Here is a 16198-nt window from a genome sequence, read left to right on the forward strand (position 1 = left end):
ACAGAACGACTGCGCAGCCGCCAGACGGGCGCGGCCGGTGCTCGGAATCGGCACGTACCGCTCGTACACTCCGGTTCTGAGCGCGCCGCCCACGCCCACCTAACGACTGCTCGCCACGCTGTGTTGGCCGCTCCAAACAACCGGAAAAGTGACGACGGGTTCGCATTGGCGAACTCGACCGCTGACACCCCCTCGACACCGCCTGTGCGATAACGCAGGCGGTTTTTCGTTGGGAGCACAACACGTGATACGCAGCGTATGAGTGCGTTGCCATGAGTGCGACAGCGCCGCACACCTTGCCGGTACGCACCCTGCGCCCGGTGTTCGTGCTGGCTGCCACGGTCGTGTGCACGTTTGCCTTGCTGGTGTCGTTGTTTCCGCTGGAATCGGGGCGTGTGCTGCTGGATGCGCAGACCTGGGCGTCGCGCAATGTCGGCTGGTATTACCTGCTGGCGATGACGCTGTATCTGGTGTTCGTGCTGGCCACGGCCCTGTCCAGCTACGGCAACATCAAGCTCGGCGCCGATCACGACGAGCCGGAATTCAGTTATCTCTCCTGGGCCGGCATGCTGTTCGCCGCCGGCATCAGCATCACGCTGTTCTTCTTCTGCGTCTCCGAGCCGCTCACGCATTATCTGCAACCGCCCCAGGGCGGTACCGGCAGTGGCGAGGCGTCCGCGCGACAGGCGATGCAGGTGCTGTTCCTGCATTGGGGCCTGCACGGTTGGGGCGTGTTCGCACTGGCCGCCATGGCGCTGGCGTATTTTGCCTTCCGCCATAACCTGCCGCTGGCGTTGCGCTCGGCGTTGTACCCGCTGATCGGCAAACGCATCAACGGGACGATCGGCTATACCGTGGATGCGTTGGGCATCGTGGCCACCGTGTTCGGCCTGGGCGCGGACATGGGCTTTGGCGTGCTGCATCTCAACGCCGGCCTGAGCACCTTGATGGACGTGCCGCATACGCACTGGGTGCAGGTGGCGCTGATCGTGGCGATGATGGGCGCGGCCATCGTGGTGGCGGTGTCCGGCGTCGAAAAGGGCGTGCGCTGGATGTCGGACATCAACATGCTGCTGGCCATTGCGCTGCTGTTGTTCATGCTGTTCGCCGGACCGACGCAGTACCTGCTCAATGCGCTGATGCAAAACCTGGGCGACTACCTGGGCAGCGTGGTCAACAAGAGTTTCGACGTGTATGCCTACGGTGGCCGCGCCGATTGGCTGGGCAACTGGACGGTGTTCTATTGGGCCTGGTGGATCGGCTGGGCGCCGTTCGTCGGGCTGTTCATCGCGCGCATCTCGCGCGGCCGCACCATTCGCGAATTCGTGTTGGGGGTATTGCTGATCCCGCTCGGGTTCACCCTGGCGTGGCTGTCGATCTTCGGCAACAGCGCGCTGGATCAGCTGCTGCATCACGGCCAGGCAGCATGGGCGCAGCAGGCCATCGATGCACCGCAAACGGTGTTGTATTCCCTGCTGCAGAGTTATCCCTGGAGCCACACGGTGATCACGGTCACGGTGGCGATCAGTTTCGTGTTCTTCGTGACCTCCGCCGATTCCGGCACGGTGGTGTTGTCCACGCTCTCCTCCCACGGCGGCGAACCGCACGACGATGGCCCGCGCTGGCTGCGCGTGTTCTGGGGCGTGCTCACTGCCGTGGTCACGGCAGGCTTGTTGCTGGCCGGCAGCATGGACGCCCTGAAATCGGCGGTGGTGCTGGCGTCGCTGCCATTCTCTGCAGTGCTGCTGCTGATGGCCTGGGGCCTGTCACGCGCCCTCAGCGAAGAATCGCAGCGCAAACGCGCGCAGCTTTACAGCCCCAGCCCCTTGATCGGGCAATCGCGTCATCACGGCGGCTGGCGCCAGCGGTTGGGCCAGGCGATGCACTTCCCGGCGCGCGATGAGGTGTATCGCTTCATGCACGACCAGGTGCGCCCGGCCATCGAAGCGGTCACCGCACAGCTGCAGGAGGAAGGCTGGAAGGTCAGCAGCCGCATCGACGACGGCGACATGGAAATCAGCGTCGATCATGGCGAACAGCAGGGTTTCCGCTATCAAATCGTGATGCGCGGCTATCTGACTCCGTCGTTTGCCGCGCAGCGCTTCCGCAACCAGCGCTACTACCGCGCCGAGGTCTACCTGTACGAAGGCAGCCAGGACTACGACCTGGTGGGCTACAGCCGCGAACAGATCATCAACGACATCATCGATCAATACGAACGTCACCTGCAGTTTCTGCACCTCACCCGCTGAAGGTGCGTCGCTGCGGCGACCGTCCCACAGGAGGTTTGTCATGCCACGTTTTTCCGACCAGTTGCTGTATATCGGCGGCCGTTATGTTCCCGCCCGCGGCGGCCACACGTTCGAAGTGGTCAACCCCGCCACCGGCGAGGTGCTGGCCAACGTGCACAATGCCGGTGCCGACGATCTGGACGCCGCGGTCGATAGCGCGCAGGCAGGCCAGCGACAATGGGCGGCCCTGACGACAGTGGAGCGCTCGCGCATTTTGCTGCGTGCGGTGGCGTTGCTGCGCGAGCGCAACGATGCGCTGGCGGAATTGGAAACGCTCAACACCGGCAAGCCGCTGAGCGAAACGCGTAGCGTGGATGTGGTCACCGGAGCCGACGTGCTGGAGTATTACGCTGGCGTTGCGCAGGCGCTGCAGGGTGCGCAGGTGCCCTTGCGCGAAGGCAGCTTTTTCTACACGCGCCACGAACCGCTGGGCGTTGTGGGTGCAATCGGCGCGTGGAATTACCCCATCCAGATCGCGCTATGGAAAGCCGCGCCCGCCCTGGCCGCCGGTAACGCGATGATCTTCAAACCCAGCGAAGTCACCCCGCTCACCGCGCTGAAACTGGCCGAAATCTTTACCGAGGCCGGCCTGCCCGATGGCGTGTTCAATGTGTTGCCCGGCGATGGCGCCAGCGTGGGCACGGCGCTCACCGAGCATCCGCAGATCGAAAAGATCAGCTTCACCGGCGGCACCGCCACCGGCCGCAAGGTGATGGCCAGCGCATCGAGTTCGTCGCTGAAGGAGGTGACCATGGAGCTGGGCGGCAAGTCGCCGCTGATCATCTGCGCCGATGCCGACCTGGACCTGGCTGCCGACATCGCCATGATGGCCAACTTCTACAGCTCCGGGCAGGTGTGCACCAACGGCACGCGCGTGTTCGTGCCGCGCGCCTTGCGTCATGCATTCGAAGCGCGCCTGCTGGCCCGCGTGCAACGGATCCATATCGGCGATCCGCTCGATGAGCGCACCACCTTCGGTCCGCTGGTCAGCGCCGCGCATATGCAGCGCGTGCTGGAGCATATCGAACAGGGCAAGGCCGAAGGCGCACGTCTGCTGTGCGGCGGCGAGCGCCTGCAAGACGGCGCACTGGCGCAGGGCTATTACGTGGCGCCGACCATCTTCAGCGATTGCACCGATGTAATGACCATCGTGCGCGAGGAAATCTTCGGGCCGGTCCTGAGCCTGCTCACCTACGACGACCAAGACGAAGCGGTGACGCGCGCCAACGCCACCACGTATGGGCTGGCTGCAGGCGTGGTCACGCCGGATCTGGCGCGCGCACATCGGCTGATCCATCGCCTGGAAGCGGGTATCTGCTGGGTCAACACCTGGGGCGAGTCGCCGGCGCCGATGCCGGTGGGCGGCTACAAGCAGTCGGGCGTGGGGCGCGAAAACGGCCTGGCGACCTTGCAGGCCTACACGCGCACCAAATCGGTCCAGATCGAACTGGAACGTTACGCGTCGGTGTTCTGAGGGCAGAGAGCCAGCGCACGCAAGCGCGGTGGCAGTAACGCGCCGCTATCGCCCCGGGAGCACGCTTGCGTCTGTGCCGTATGCCTTGATCGCCACCGCACCGTTACCGCATCAGGAGAACACCATGCAACGCGAATACGACTACATCATCATCGGCGCCGGCTCGGCAGGCAACGTGCTGGCGGCACGCCTGACCGAAGATCCCGGCGTGACCGTGCTGCTGCTCGAAGCGGGCGGGCCGGATTACCGCCTGGATTTCCGCACGCAGATGCCGGCAGCACTGGCCTTTCCGTTGCAGGGACGTCGCTACAACTGGGCCTATGAAACCGAGCCGGAACCCTACATGGACAACCGGCGCATGGAATGCGGTCGCGGCAAGGGCCTGGGCGGTTCGTCGCTGATCAACGGCATGTGCTACATCCGCGGCAATGCGCTGGACTTCGATCATTGGGCCAAGCGCCCCGGCCTGGAGGACTGGAGCTACCGCGATGTCCTGCCGTACTTCCGCAAGGCAGAGACGCGCGACATCGGCGCCAACGATTACCACGGCGGCGACGGCCCGGTGAGCGTGGCAACGCCGAAGAACGACAACAACGTGTTGTTCCATGCCATGGTCGAGGCAGGCGTACAGGCAGGCTACCCGCGTACCGACGATCTCAATGGCTATCAGCAGGAAGGCTTCGGACCGATGGACCGCACGGTGACGCCACGCGGGCGCCGCGCCAGCACCGCGCGCGGTTACCTGGACATGGCCAAGCCGCGCGACGGCCTGCATATCGTCACCCACGCCACCACCGACCGCATTTTGTTTGCAGGCAAGCGTGCCATCGGCGTGCATTACCTGGTGGGCAACAGCAGCGAAGGAATCGATGCGCATGCACGCCGCGAAGTACTGGTGTGCGCGGGTGCGATCGCCTCGCCGCAGCTGCTGCAACGCTCCGGCGTAGGCGCACCCGATCTGCTGCGCGCACTGGATGTGCAACTGGTGCACGACCTGCCCGGCGTCGGCCAGAACCTGCAGGACCACCTGGAGGTGTATATCCAGTACGCATGCACCAAGCCGGTGTCCTTGTATCCGGCATTGCAGTGGTGGAACCAGCCTGCGATCGGCGCGGAATGGTTATTCGCCGGTACCGGCACCGGCGCCAGCAATCAGTTCGAAGCCGGCGGCTTCATCCGCACGCGCGAGGAATTCGACTGGCCCAACATCCAGTACCACTTCCTTCCGGTGGCCATCAATTACAACGGCAGCAATGCCGTCAAGGAGCACGGCTTCCAAGCGCACGTCGGCTCGATGCGCACACCCAGCCGCGGGCGTGTGCACGCCAAATCGCGCGACCCGCGCCAGCATCCTTCGATCCTGTTCAACTACCAATCCACCGACCAGGACTGGCAGGAATTCCGCGACGCGATCCGCATCACCCGCGAGATCATCGCGCAACCGGCGCTAGACCCCTACCGCGGCCGCGAGATCAGCCCCAGTGCGGACTGCAAGACCGATGCGGAGCTGGACGCATTCGTCCGCGCTCGCGCTGAAACCGCCTATCATCCCTCCTGCTCCTGCGCGATGGGCACCGACGACATGGCGGTGGTGGACGGCCAGGGCCGCGTGCACGGCATGGAGGGCCTGCGCGTGATCGATGCCTCGATCATGCCGCGCATCATCACCGGCAACCTCAACGCCACCACCATCATGATTGCCGAGAAAATCGCCGACCGCATGCGCGGTCGCCCCCCATTGCCGCGCAGCACCGCCGATTACTACATCGCTGGCGATGCACCTGTGCGCGGGTGACCTTTTCTCCGGGTCGAGCGTGCGGTGCCCTAACCCTTTTTGCATGTACCGTGAACCCTTCCATGAGCGCGTTGGCGGCGTCCTCGCCGCCAGTGGTCCCGCAAGCAGCCGGGAGAGCGTACAGACAGGCGCATGATTGCTCGGGCATCATGCGCTGATGAAGATCTATCTCGTTGGCGGCGCAGTCCGCGATGCATTGCTTGAGCAGCCGGCTGGCGACCGCGACTGGGTGGTGGTTGGCGCCGATCAGGCGCAGATGGAAGCGCAGGGGTTCAAGCCGGTCGGCAAGGATTTCCCGGTGTTCCTGCACCCACGCAGTGGCGAGGAATACGCACTGGCGCGTACCGAGCGCAAATCCGGCCGCGGATATCGCGGCTTCGTGGTGGACGCCGACCCATCGGTGACCCTGGAAGAAGACCTGCTACGCCGCGACTTCACCATCAACGCGATCGCGCGCGATGAGGAGACGGGTGAATTGTTCGACCCGTACAACGGTGCGCGTGATCTGCAGGCGCGCGTCTTGCGGCATGTCGGTCCGGCGTTTGTCGAAGATCCCGTGCGCGTGTTGCGTGCCGCGCGCTTCATGGCGCGGCTGGCACCGCTGGGCTTCACGCTCGCTGCCGACACTGCGGCATTGATGCGGGACATGGCCGCCAGCGGCGAACTCGATAGCCTGGTGCCGGAGCGCGTGTGGCAGGAGCTGCGGCGCGCATTGAGCTGCGCGCAGCCCTCGGCGTTCCTGCGCACGCTGCACGACACCGATGCGCTGCGGGTCATCCTGCCGGAAGTCGATGCGCTGTACGGCGTGCCGCAGCGCGCCGAATTCCATCCGGAGGTCGACACGGGCATTCACCAGGAAATGGTCAGCGATATGGCGGCACGTCTCGCGCCCGGCGATGCGCTGGTGGGCTTTGCCGCACTGACCCACGATCTGGGCAAGGCACTCACACCACCTGAGGAATGGCCGCGCCACGTCATGCACGAACAACGCGGCGTGGCGCCATTGCAGGCGCTGTGCGAGCGGCTCAAGGTGCCGCAGGACTTTCGGCAACTTGCCATCATCGCCTGCCGCGAACACTTGAACGTGCATCGCCTGGCCGAGCTGCGCGACCGCACCCTGCACGAGCTGCTGGTGCGCTGCGATGCGTTTCGCCGGCCGGAGCGTATCGCGCAGCTGGCACTGGTCTGCGAAGCCGACAAGCGTGGCCGTCTGGGCAGTGAAGAAGCCGCGTACCCGCAGGGCGAAGCACTCAAACGACTACATGCCGCCGCACTGGCGATCAATGCGCGGGATCTGGCGGCCGAAGGTCTGCAGGGGCCGCAGATCGGCGAGGCACTGACAAAGGCGCGCATTGCCGCGATTGCGGCAGCGCGAAGGATCGGTGCATAGCTGAATGTCGCGCACCTGTGTCCAGGTGCGACGCGATGTGGGGACGCCAGGAAGGACACAATTGCAGCACCCCATGGACCGAAACCTGCCCATTCGATGTCAGTGATGTATTGGAGATCTGATTTACGCCGTTAAGAGCGGCTAACAAAACTACTGCGCAGCCGCCAGGCGGGCGCGGCCGGTGCTCGAATCCTCATGTACCACTCGTACACTGCGGTTCCTGTGCGCCGTCCGCACCCACCTGACGACTGCTCGCGACATTTTGTTAGCCGCTCTAAACCAAGGCGGCTGCATATGAGCAGCCGCCCCGGCCGGGCATCACAGCTTGAAATTCAGGCTCAACATGAAAGAGCGACCGTTCTTGTAGATGTAGTACGGCTGGTTCTTGTTGCCGATGTAGCTGAAATAGGTTTCATCCAGCAGGTTGGTGGCTTCCAGCGCCACGCGCAGCCGCTCGGTGGCCTGGTAGCCGAATGAGGCATCTACCTGCGTAAACGCGTCGGTCATCTGCTGCCCGTTGAGCCGGCCAATCTGGGTGAAGTATTCCGAGCGCCAGCCCAGATTCACCCGCGCATTCCACTTGCCTTGCTCGTAGTACGGGCTGATGTTGTAGGCATTGCGCGAGTTGTACGGCAGGCTGTAGTCGCCGTCGGTGTTGGAATCGGAATAGGTGTAGTTGGCCACCACGCCGAAGCCATTGCCGAAATTGTGCTGCAGATTGAGCGCCACACCCCGCACCGTGGCATCGCCGGCGTTGGTGGGCACGGATGTCTGGTAGGTGCTTGAGCCGCCGGTAGCGTTGTTGAAGAACACACGGTCCTGCACGGTGGTGAGGATGTAGTTGGAGATGTCGCGCGAGAAGAATTCGCCACTGAGCAAGCTGCTGTCGGAGAAATACCACTCCAGCGATGCACCGAGATTGGTCGACTCGTATGGACTCAGTCCTGGGTTCCCCGTCGAGGCCGTCAGCGTGGTGTCGTCGGTGGCCACGTACGGCGTCATGTTGGTGTAGCGCGGCCGCGCGATCACTTTGGAGGCGGCAAACCGCAGCATCAGGTCGTCGCGCAGGTCGTAGGCAATATTGAACGAAGGCAGCCATTTGCCGTAGCTGCTGAGAAAGTTGACCGGCGTGTAACCGCCGCCCGGCGCATAGCTGTAGCCATCGGTGGAATCGCGTGAGTGCACATAGCGCACGCCGATGTTGCCGCGATACCGCTCGCCGGAGAAATTGCCTTGCAGGAACCACGCACGGTTCTGCTCCTGGATGCTGTAGTTGCCCGCATAGCTGATGGGCAACCCATCATCGCCTTCCAATTCGCCGATATACCGACCGATCGCACCGCTGTTGATGGTCGACCAGCGTTGCATGTCGGTGCTGGTCGACAGCCCGTCCAGATAGCCCGACGGCGTGGTACCCGGCGAGAATGCCGCCAGCGTGCTGCCATCGTTCGGGGTCCAGGTACGGCTATAGGACGATTGCCCGGTGGCGTGATTGGTGAGCTTGATGCCGGTGAGGATTTGGTTGAATGGCCCCCACTCCACCGCATGATCGAAATCCAGCTGCAGATAGCGCTCCTTGTCGTATTGCGGGCTATGGCTGGCCAAGGCGTTGTTGAGCTGCATCGCCGCCGCATTGGTGGGATCGGTGCTGTAGTCCATCGCGGTACGGCGCCCGTCGATGGCGTAGCTGTAGCCAGCCAGATTGCGGAACTGGATGCCGTAGATACGCTCGGCGCCGCCTTGCGAACTGGTGTAGCCCACCTGGCTGGAGGCGTTCCAGCCCTCGCCATGCCAATCGGTGCGCAAGTGGATGCTGCCGGTGCTGACCTGGCTATTGCGCAGATAGCCGTCGAGATAGGTGTTGGATTGATCGCCGAAGGTGCCCGAGGTGGCGATACCGTTTTCGAAGCCCAAGGCCTGCGCATCGCCGGGCGTCGAGCCCCAGTAGCCGTAGCGGCTCTGGTTGTAGTTGTCGAAGCTTTCCTTGACGTACAAACCGGTCAGATTGAGCTCGAAATCGCTGTCCGGCTTCCATTGCAGCGCCGCGCTGACACCGTCGCGCTTGCGTGTCTGCTGGAATAACGCCGTGTTGATCGACGTCGGAAACACGCCGGTGTGGTTGCCGACCACACCGGGCGGAAACCCGGCGCCCTGCACATTGTCGTAGCCGAAAATTTCCACGCCGTCGCGGCGCAGAACGCGCTGCGAATGCATCACCGAGGCAAGCACGCCCAACGTTTGGTCCTGATTCTTCCAGCTATACAGCGCCGATGCGTTCGGCTTGCCTTCGTCGGAACGATCGTTGTAGCCATAACTCACGGTGCCGGTGAGCGTATTGCGATCCAGATCGAGCGGTTTGCGCGTATGCACGATCACGGTTCCGCCGATGGAGCCCTCGTCGATGCGCGCTTCGGGCGTCTTATAGACCTCCATCAGGCCGACCACTTCCGGTGCCAGCGTGCTGTAGTTGAACGAGCGGCTGTCCGGATCGTTGGGATCGCCGCCCCAGCTGGTCGATGCAATGGTCTGACCATTGAGCAGCACGCGATTGAGTGCCGGATCGGTACCGAGGATGCTGACTTTTTCGCCTTCGCCGAACTGTCTGTCCACGGTGATGCCGGACAACCGCGACAGCGATTCGGCAACATTGGTATCGGGAAACTTGCCGATATCCTCGGCGCTGATCGCATCGACGATCGCATCGGCGTTGCGCTTGACGTTGAGCGCCTTGCCCAGGCTGGCCTGGTAACCCACCACCTTGATTTCGTCCAGGGTGGAGACCGAGGGACTGGTTTGTGGTGGTGTCTGTTGTTGCGCGGGTGCGGGCTGCACCTGCGCAAATGCGGGAAGGCTTGCGACGCAGGCCAGGCTGGCGCCACCCATGAGCAGGCGCCTGACAGCGGCACTTAATGATGAGCGGCGCAGTGGGTTGACGAACGCAGATACCGGAACGCAAGGGGATGACGCGAACAGACGGGAAAACAGCATTGCGTGGACCTCATCACTGATGTCGGATGGCAACCGCCTGGTTGCACAACGGCGCGCGACGCGCGTGCCATGCCCGTGATCCGTCCCCTGTGCCGGATACGAACAACTGCCCGCATTGCATGACCACATGCGGGTAAACGCCGGACCGCTGGAACAACGGCCGGTTGTCGTCTTCTCAAACGTGGAGCAGACGTTTCTTCGCTGAGAACGTTACCTGCGAAGGTGCCTTCGGTGGGTTGCAGTGTCAACCCGCTGCTGCATACGTCTGTTTTTATGCGCTAAACACCGGCTTCCCTGCAGATATCGGGATGATGGCGTGATCGCTGTCTCACTGCCCTCGGCGTCGATGCAGACCAGTGCGCCTTACGGCCTGTTCGCACAAGGCCGCACCACCCAAATGTTGCGACGCAAAGCGTCTGCGCACGCGAACGGAGACGATGAGAAAACTTGCGCAGCATGGAACGCTGCGCTGTCGTCGGAAAGCCGATCGCCAGCTGCACGCGTGTCGGGTCAGACGACAGCCTGCCCACCGTAGGACTGGTTTCATCGCTGCCGCGGGCGTGCACGGTGCCAGCGTCCGGCGCAGTTCCCTTAGCCGGGCAACAGCACTTGCACCTCATGTGCTGGCGGCAACGAGCGCGTTTGTCAGGCGAGCAAGGCGAAGCATGCGACATGCGCCAATTCGATGTGCATGGGCCGCTGCACGCCCCTGCATTTCAAAAATCAAACACGACACGCGCGCCGCATTACGCAATGCGGCGCGCACGATACGTAGATTGGCAAGTCGTGTTGTCAGCGGCACCTAATCGCGCTGCCCAGCCACCCACGTGCTCAACACCTGCACATCGTCATCCACCAGTACCAGATCGGCTTGGTAGCCAGGTGCGATGCGTCCCAGGCGTTCGCCCAGGCCAATGCATTGCGCGGGATAGGTGGAGGCCATGCGCGCAGCTTCGGCAAGGTCCACGCCCAGCCAGCGCACGCTGTTGCGCACGGCGGTGGCCATGTCCAATGCAGAGCCGGCCAATGCACCATCGGCATTGCGCACCACGCCGTCCACGGCGGTGATGGTTTCGCCGTAGAGGTCGAAGCTGGCGCTGTCGCTGCCGACCATCGGCATGGCGTCGGTGACCAGCAGCAATTTACCGCGTGGCTTGGCCGCCAGCGCCACGCGCAGGCTGGCCGGATGCACGTGCACGCCGTCGACGATGACGCCGCACCACACGTTGGGGTCTTCCAGCGCTGCGCCGACTGCATTGGGTTCGCGGCCAGCGAGCTGGGACATCGCGTTGTACACGTGCGTGAAGCCGCTGACGCCGGCGGCAATGCCCTCGCGCGCCTGCTCGTAGGTGGCCGCAGTGTGGCCGGCGAACACGATCGCGCCGCCGGCAACGAAGGCACGGATATCGTCCAGCGGCACGCGTTCGGGTGCGAGCGTGATCAGGGTGACGCCGTTGTCCAATGAGGTATCGACGGCAATCTCGTGCGCGTCCGGCACGCGGAATTTGCCTGCGTCGTGCGTGCCCTTGCGCGCAGGACTCAGGTACGGGCCCTCCAGATGGATGCCGAGCACTCCGGGCACGCCTTGTGCGATGGCCTGGCGCGTGGCATCGATCGCCTCGGCCATCACCTGCGCGGTATCGCTGATCAAGGTCGGCAGCATGCCGGTGGTACCGAAGCGGCGATGTGCGGCCGCAATGGTGGCCAGCGCCTGCGGGTCGCGTGCGTTGTTGAACAACACGCCGCCGCCGCCGTTGACCTGGATGTCGATAAAGCCCGGCAACAAGGTGGCGCCGCCCAGATCCACGCGCGTGTGCGCCTGCGCAACGCGCGCATCGTCGGCCGGCACGATCGCCTGGATCTGCGTGCCAGCCAGTACCACGACCAGGCCGTCCTGCAATCCGTTGTCGGTGAGCACGCGTGCATTACACAGTGCCTGAGTCGCGAGAGCGTGCATGATCAGACGGTTTCCGTGACCTTGTTCAGATGCGGCGGAAGATCGGGATTGTTGCCGCGCTGCAGCGCCAGCGCATTGATCGCGCGATAGAAGCTCTGCACGGTCAGCAGCGGCGCGCAAGCCGGATGCGCGGCCTCTGCCAGCGGCAGATCGCCACCGGGCGCGGCCAGCCACACTTGCGCGCCACGCGCGCGGAATTCTTCGGCCAGTGCGCGGGTGCCGGCACCGGTTTCGTCGGGCTGTGCGAAGACCAGCACCGGGAAGCCCGGCCCCACCAGGGCCATCGGGCCGTGCTTGACCTCGGCCGAACTGTAGGCTTCGGCGTGCAGGCCGCAGGTTTCCTTGAACTTCAATGCTGCTTCCTGCGCTGCGCCCAGGCCCAGGCCGCGGCCGAGCACGAACAGGTTGTGCGCAGGCACCAGGCCGGCGGTGAGCGCCGACCAATCGGCCTGCCACGCGCTGCGCAACTGTTGCGGCAATGCGTCGAGCGCGGCAAGCAGGGCCGGGTCGTTTTTCCACACCGCGCCCAGATGCAGGACCGCGGCCAGCGAGGCAAGATAACTCTTGGTGGCGGCCACACTCTTTTCCGGGCCTGCGCCCAGCGGAATCACCACCTCTGCCAGTTGCGCCAACGGCGAATCTTCCACGTTGACCAGCGCGACCACGCGCGCGCCGGCCGCCTTGGCCGCTTCGGCATTGCGCAGCAGATCCGGGCTCTTGCCCGATTGCGAGATCACGATGTACAGCGCGCCACGCAGCTGCAGCGGCGCTGCATAGACCGAGCCCACCGATGGCGACGCAGATGCGGTGACGATGCCGAGCTGGGTTTCGAACAGGTACTTGGCATAGGTGGCCGCATGATCGGAGCTACCGCGCGCGCAGGTCACCACGAACGGCGGCGGCGTCTGGCGCAGCGACTGCGCGAGCGCGGCGATGGTGTCGGCATTACGCGCGAACTGTGCAGCCACCACATCGGCGGTCTGCGCCGCTTCGCGGAACATCAAGGTCTCGGTTTCGGAGGGAAGGCTCATCGTGGCTCAGGCAGATTCAGGAGGAAGGGGTTTGCCGGTGGACGCGGGCGCCGGCGCGGTGGAGCCGCGCACCACCAACTGCGGCACGAAACCACGGCTCTGCAATTGCGCCGGTTGGTCGTCGTAGGCGTCGCTGCGCAGCTGGCTGATCAACAAGCGTGCGGCGTGCCGCGCGATGTCATCGGTGGCCTGTTTGGCGGTGGTCAATGCCGGCCACGACTGGCGCGAGAACGGGCTGTCTTCGAAACCGGCGATCGACAATTGATACGGCACGTTCATGCCGGTGGACTTGGCTGCGGCCAGCACGCCTGCAGCGATCTCGTCGTTGCTGCCGAAAATGGCGGTGGGCGGTTCGCGCAGCGACAACAGCCGGCGTGCGCCGCGGAAGCCATCGTCGAAGGTGTAGTCGCCGGGAATCACCAGGTGCTTGTCCAGGCTGATGCCGTAATCCTTCAATGCCGCTTCATAGCCGGCGTAACGCTCGCCGCTGGAGCGATGTTGCGGGCCGCCCCACAGGAAGCCGATGCGTTGATGGCCGAGCTGGATCAGGTGCTCGGTGATTTCATAGGCGGCATCGCGGTCGTCGATGTACACGCACGGGCCGTCGCCGGGGTCGTCGGTGGAGGCGATGATGCGCACGCTCTTGATGCCGCGCGCGGCCAGACCGGCCAGCAATTCCGGGCGTTCGGACATCGGCGCGGTCAACACCACCCCGGCCAGGCGCGAGCGCTGCACCCATTCGGCCAGTTCTTCGGCCAGCAACGGCGAGGTGGAATCGCAGGGATGGATCTGCAGGCCAAAGCCGGTTTCCCGGCACGCGGCCAGCACGCCGTTCTGGATGCCGATGATGTGGTACGGGTTGGGGTTGTCGTACACCAGGCCGATCACGAACGGCGTGCCGCTGCGCAGATTGCGCGCGGACGGGTCGGGTTCGTAATCCAGGTCGGCGATGGCGCGCAGCACGCGCGCGCGCGTGGCCTGCATCACCGACGGCTCGTTGTTGATCACCCGCGACACGGTCTTCAACGAGACCTTGGCGCGTTCGGCGACATCTTTGATGGTGGGCCTGCGCATGGAGGTACCTTGTCCGTCGGAACGCATCATGCCGCCGCGATCACTTGGCCTGGGCCGGCAGGCCCACGCGATGACCGCGCAGCGAATAGAACAGAATGTACAGATAGCACGGCACCATCAGCGCAGCGAACACGACCTGGAAGTCGTAATGCTGCTTGAGGATGGCGAACAGCTGCGGAATGATCGCGCCGCCGGCGATGCCCATCACCAGCAGTGCCGAGCCGATTTCGGTGAACCGGCCCAGTCCGCGAATGGCCAGCGGAAAGATCGCCGGCCACATCATGGCGTTGGCAAAGCCAAGCGCGGCGACGAAGCCCACCGACACGTAGTTGTGGGTGAACAAGGCACCGAGCGAGAACAGCACGCCCAGCACCGCCGACACGCTCAGGTAACGCGCCTGCGAGATCACGCGCGGAATCAGTACCAGGCCGGCGATGTAGCCCAGCAACATCGCGCCCAATGTGTAGGAGGTGAAGATCTTGGTGCTGTCCAACGGGAGATTGAAGCCGTGCCCGTAGGTGCCGATGGCATCGCCGGCCATCACTTCCACGCCCACATAGACGAACAGGCACAGCACGCCCAGCCACAGGTGCGGGAACTGGAAGATGCTGGATTTCTGCACGCCACCGGTCGCGCCCGGCGTGGCGTTGGCCTCGGAGGGCTTGAGCTCGGGCAACGGCGAGAACAGCACGCCGATGGCCAGCAGCAGCAGGACGCCGGACATCACCAGATATGGCGCGTGAATCTTGGCGGCGAAGGCGGTGAGCAAGGCTTCCTTGGTCGCCGCATCGGCGCTGGCCACCTGAGCGGACAGGTCGCCGATACCGTGCAGCACCAGCGAGCCGATCAGGATCGGCGCCAGGATGCCGGCGATCTTGTTGCAGATGCCCATCAAGGCAATGCGGCGCGCGGCACTTTCGATCGGCCCGAGAATGCTGATGTACGGGTTGATCGCCGTCTGCAGCAAGGCCAGGCCGCTGCCGATGACAAACAAGCCGCCGAGTGCGCCCGGATACCAGCGCTGCGTGGCGAACTGGCCGAAGCCTGCTGCGCCCACGGCCATCACCACCAGGCTCAGCGCCAGGCCTTTCTTCATGCCGGTGCGTTTGAGAATCCACGAAGAGGGCAAGGCCAGAAAGAAGTACGACAGGTAGAACACCATCAGCACCAGGAACGCATTGACCTCGTTGAGGTCGAACGCCAGCCGCACGAAGGTGATCAGCGGCCCGTTGATCCAGGTAAAAAAGCCGATGATGAAAAACAGCACGCCGACGATGGCGATCGAGACAACGGGATTTGCGGGCCTGGCGGTAGTCATGGATCGGCTGGCTCTGAGGTTGTCGTAAGGAATGCCGTTGGCGTCAGCGGCGCAGTTCGGCGACGAAGTCGTAGAAGTCGTTGTGGCAATAGGTGTCGGTCAATTCGATCGCGCTGCCATCGCGGGCATAGCCCACGCGCACCACATGCAAAATCGCCTCGCCGGTCTTCATGCGCAGGTGTTCTGCCAACCGTGCGGGCAGATTGATGGCGCGGAAGTACTGCAGCGCGCGCACCACCGGCGTGCCCTGGGCATCGAGATAGCTGTAGAGCGAATCGCCGATCTGCTGTGGGTCGGTGACGATGCGCTGCGGCAACACCGCGTGCTCATAGGCCATCACGCGGTCGTCGGCGCTGCGCAGACGCGTCAGCGAGGCCACCGCCGCATCCGGCGACAAGCCCAGCCGCAGGATCTCTTCGCCATGCGCCGGGCGCAGCCGCCGTTCCAGCCAGCGCGTCCCGGGTTCATAGCCCTTGATGCGCAGCGTCTCGCTGAAACTGGTCAGGCCGCTGAGCTGATGCTGGATCTGGGTGGTGACAAAGGTGCCGGCGCCCTGCCGGCGCGAGACCAGGCCTTGTTCGACCAGCACATCCACCGCCTGGCGCAGGGTCACCCGCGAGATCTGCAGGCGTTCGCACAGCTGGCGCTCGGCCGGCAGCGCCTCGCCGGCCTTCCACTGCCCGCCACGGATGGCGTCGCTGAGCTTGGCCGCCAATTGCAGATACAGCGGCGTCGGCGCGGAAGCCTCCAGCGCCAGCGCGTCCATCCTGGGGTCGTCGTCCGTCCTGGCATTGGTTCTCGGTTTGGCCACTGCCTGTCCTCCGGACCGACTTGGATTTGTTAGGTCCAATATAGTACCAATTTACCCCGCGCGCATCAG

General features: G+C 64.2%; 10 protein-coding genes and 2 other RNA genes. 6 read left to right on the plus strand and 6 right to left on the minus strand.

Annotation, left to right across the window (positions count from 1 at the left end):
- The first annotated feature begins 52 nt into the window (after window positions 1-52).
- The 6 genes from AC1POX_RS18310 (at window position 53) to AC1POX_RS18335 (ending at window position 7221) form a co-directional block, all read left to right on the plus strand.
- A non-coding RNA gene (locus tag AC1POX_RS18310) (sX9 sRNA) lies at window positions 53-129 on the plus strand.
- Window positions 130-272: 143 nt separating this feature from the next.
- Complete coding sequence (gene betT / locus AC1POX_RS18315) at window positions 273-2252, plus strand: choline BCCT transporter BetT (protein ID WP_372356451.1); 1980 nt, start codon at window positions 273-275, stop codon at window positions 2250-2252.
- Between the two features lie 40 nt (window positions 2253-2292).
- Window positions 2293-3765: a betaine-aldehyde dehydrogenase gene (gene betB / locus AC1POX_RS18320; protein ID WP_372356452.1), complete on the plus strand. Its 1473-nt coding sequence runs from the start codon at window positions 2293-2295 to the stop codon at window positions 3763-3765.
- A 124-nt stretch (window positions 3766-3889) separates the two neighbouring features.
- Entirely contained in the window at window positions 3890-5560 is a 1671-nt protein-coding gene (gene betA, locus AC1POX_RS18325) for a choline dehydrogenase (RefSeq protein ID WP_218533540.1), read from the plus strand.
- Between the two features lie 157 nt (window positions 5561-5717).
- A complete protein-coding gene (locus AC1POX_RS18330) occupies window positions 5718-6950 on the plus strand; it encodes a multifunctional CCA addition/repair protein (RefSeq protein WP_122273284.1) in 1233 nt (410 codons plus the stop codon).
- 195 nt (window positions 6951-7145) lie between these two features.
- A non-coding RNA gene (locus AC1POX_RS18335) (sX9 sRNA) lies at window positions 7146-7221 on the plus strand.
- Window positions 7222-7268: 47 nt separating this feature from the next.
- Here AC1POX_RS18335 and AC1POX_RS18340 read toward each other — a convergent pair.
- The 6 genes from AC1POX_RS18340 to AC1POX_RS18365 all read right to left on the minus strand — a co-directional run bounded on the left by AC1POX_RS18340 (window position 7269) and on the right by AC1POX_RS18365 (window position 16084).
- Complete coding sequence (locus tag AC1POX_RS18340) at window positions 7269-9938, minus strand: TonB-dependent receptor (RefSeq protein ID WP_372356453.1); 2670 nt, start codon at window positions 9936-9938, stop codon at window positions 7269-7271.
- An 802-nt stretch (window positions 9939-10740) separates the two neighbouring features.
- A complete protein-coding gene (gene nagA / locus AC1POX_RS18345; protein ID WP_218498721.1) occupies window positions 10741-11895 on the minus strand; it encodes an N-acetylglucosamine-6-phosphate deacetylase in 1155 nt (384 codons plus the stop codon).
- Between the two features lie 2 nt (window positions 11896-11897).
- Window positions 11898-12926 (minus strand): SIS domain-containing protein, encoded by a 1029-nt coding sequence (locus AC1POX_RS18350; RefSeq protein ID WP_014089359.1) that lies wholly within the window; start codon window positions 12924-12926, stop codon window positions 11898-11900.
- Window positions 12927-12932: 6 nt separating this feature from the next.
- Complete coding sequence (locus AC1POX_RS18355; RefSeq protein ID WP_003482633.1) at window positions 12933-14000, minus strand: LacI family DNA-binding transcriptional regulator; 1068 nt, start codon at window positions 13998-14000, stop codon at window positions 12933-12935.
- Between the two features lie 40 nt (window positions 14001-14040).
- On the minus strand, window positions 14041-15318 hold the full coding sequence (locus AC1POX_RS18360) for a sugar MFS transporter (RefSeq protein WP_008576740.1): 1278 nt from the start codon (window positions 15316-15318) through the stop codon (window positions 14041-14043).
- A 43-nt stretch (window positions 15319-15361) separates the two neighbouring features.
- Window positions 15362-16084, minus strand: a complete 723-nt coding sequence (locus tag AC1POX_RS18365; protein WP_008576739.1) for a GntR family transcriptional regulator — start codon at window positions 16082-16084, stop codon at window positions 15362-15364.
- Between the last annotated feature and the right edge of the window lie 114 nt (window positions 16085-16198).

The organism is Xanthomonas sp. NCPPB 3442 (assembly GCF_056725145.1).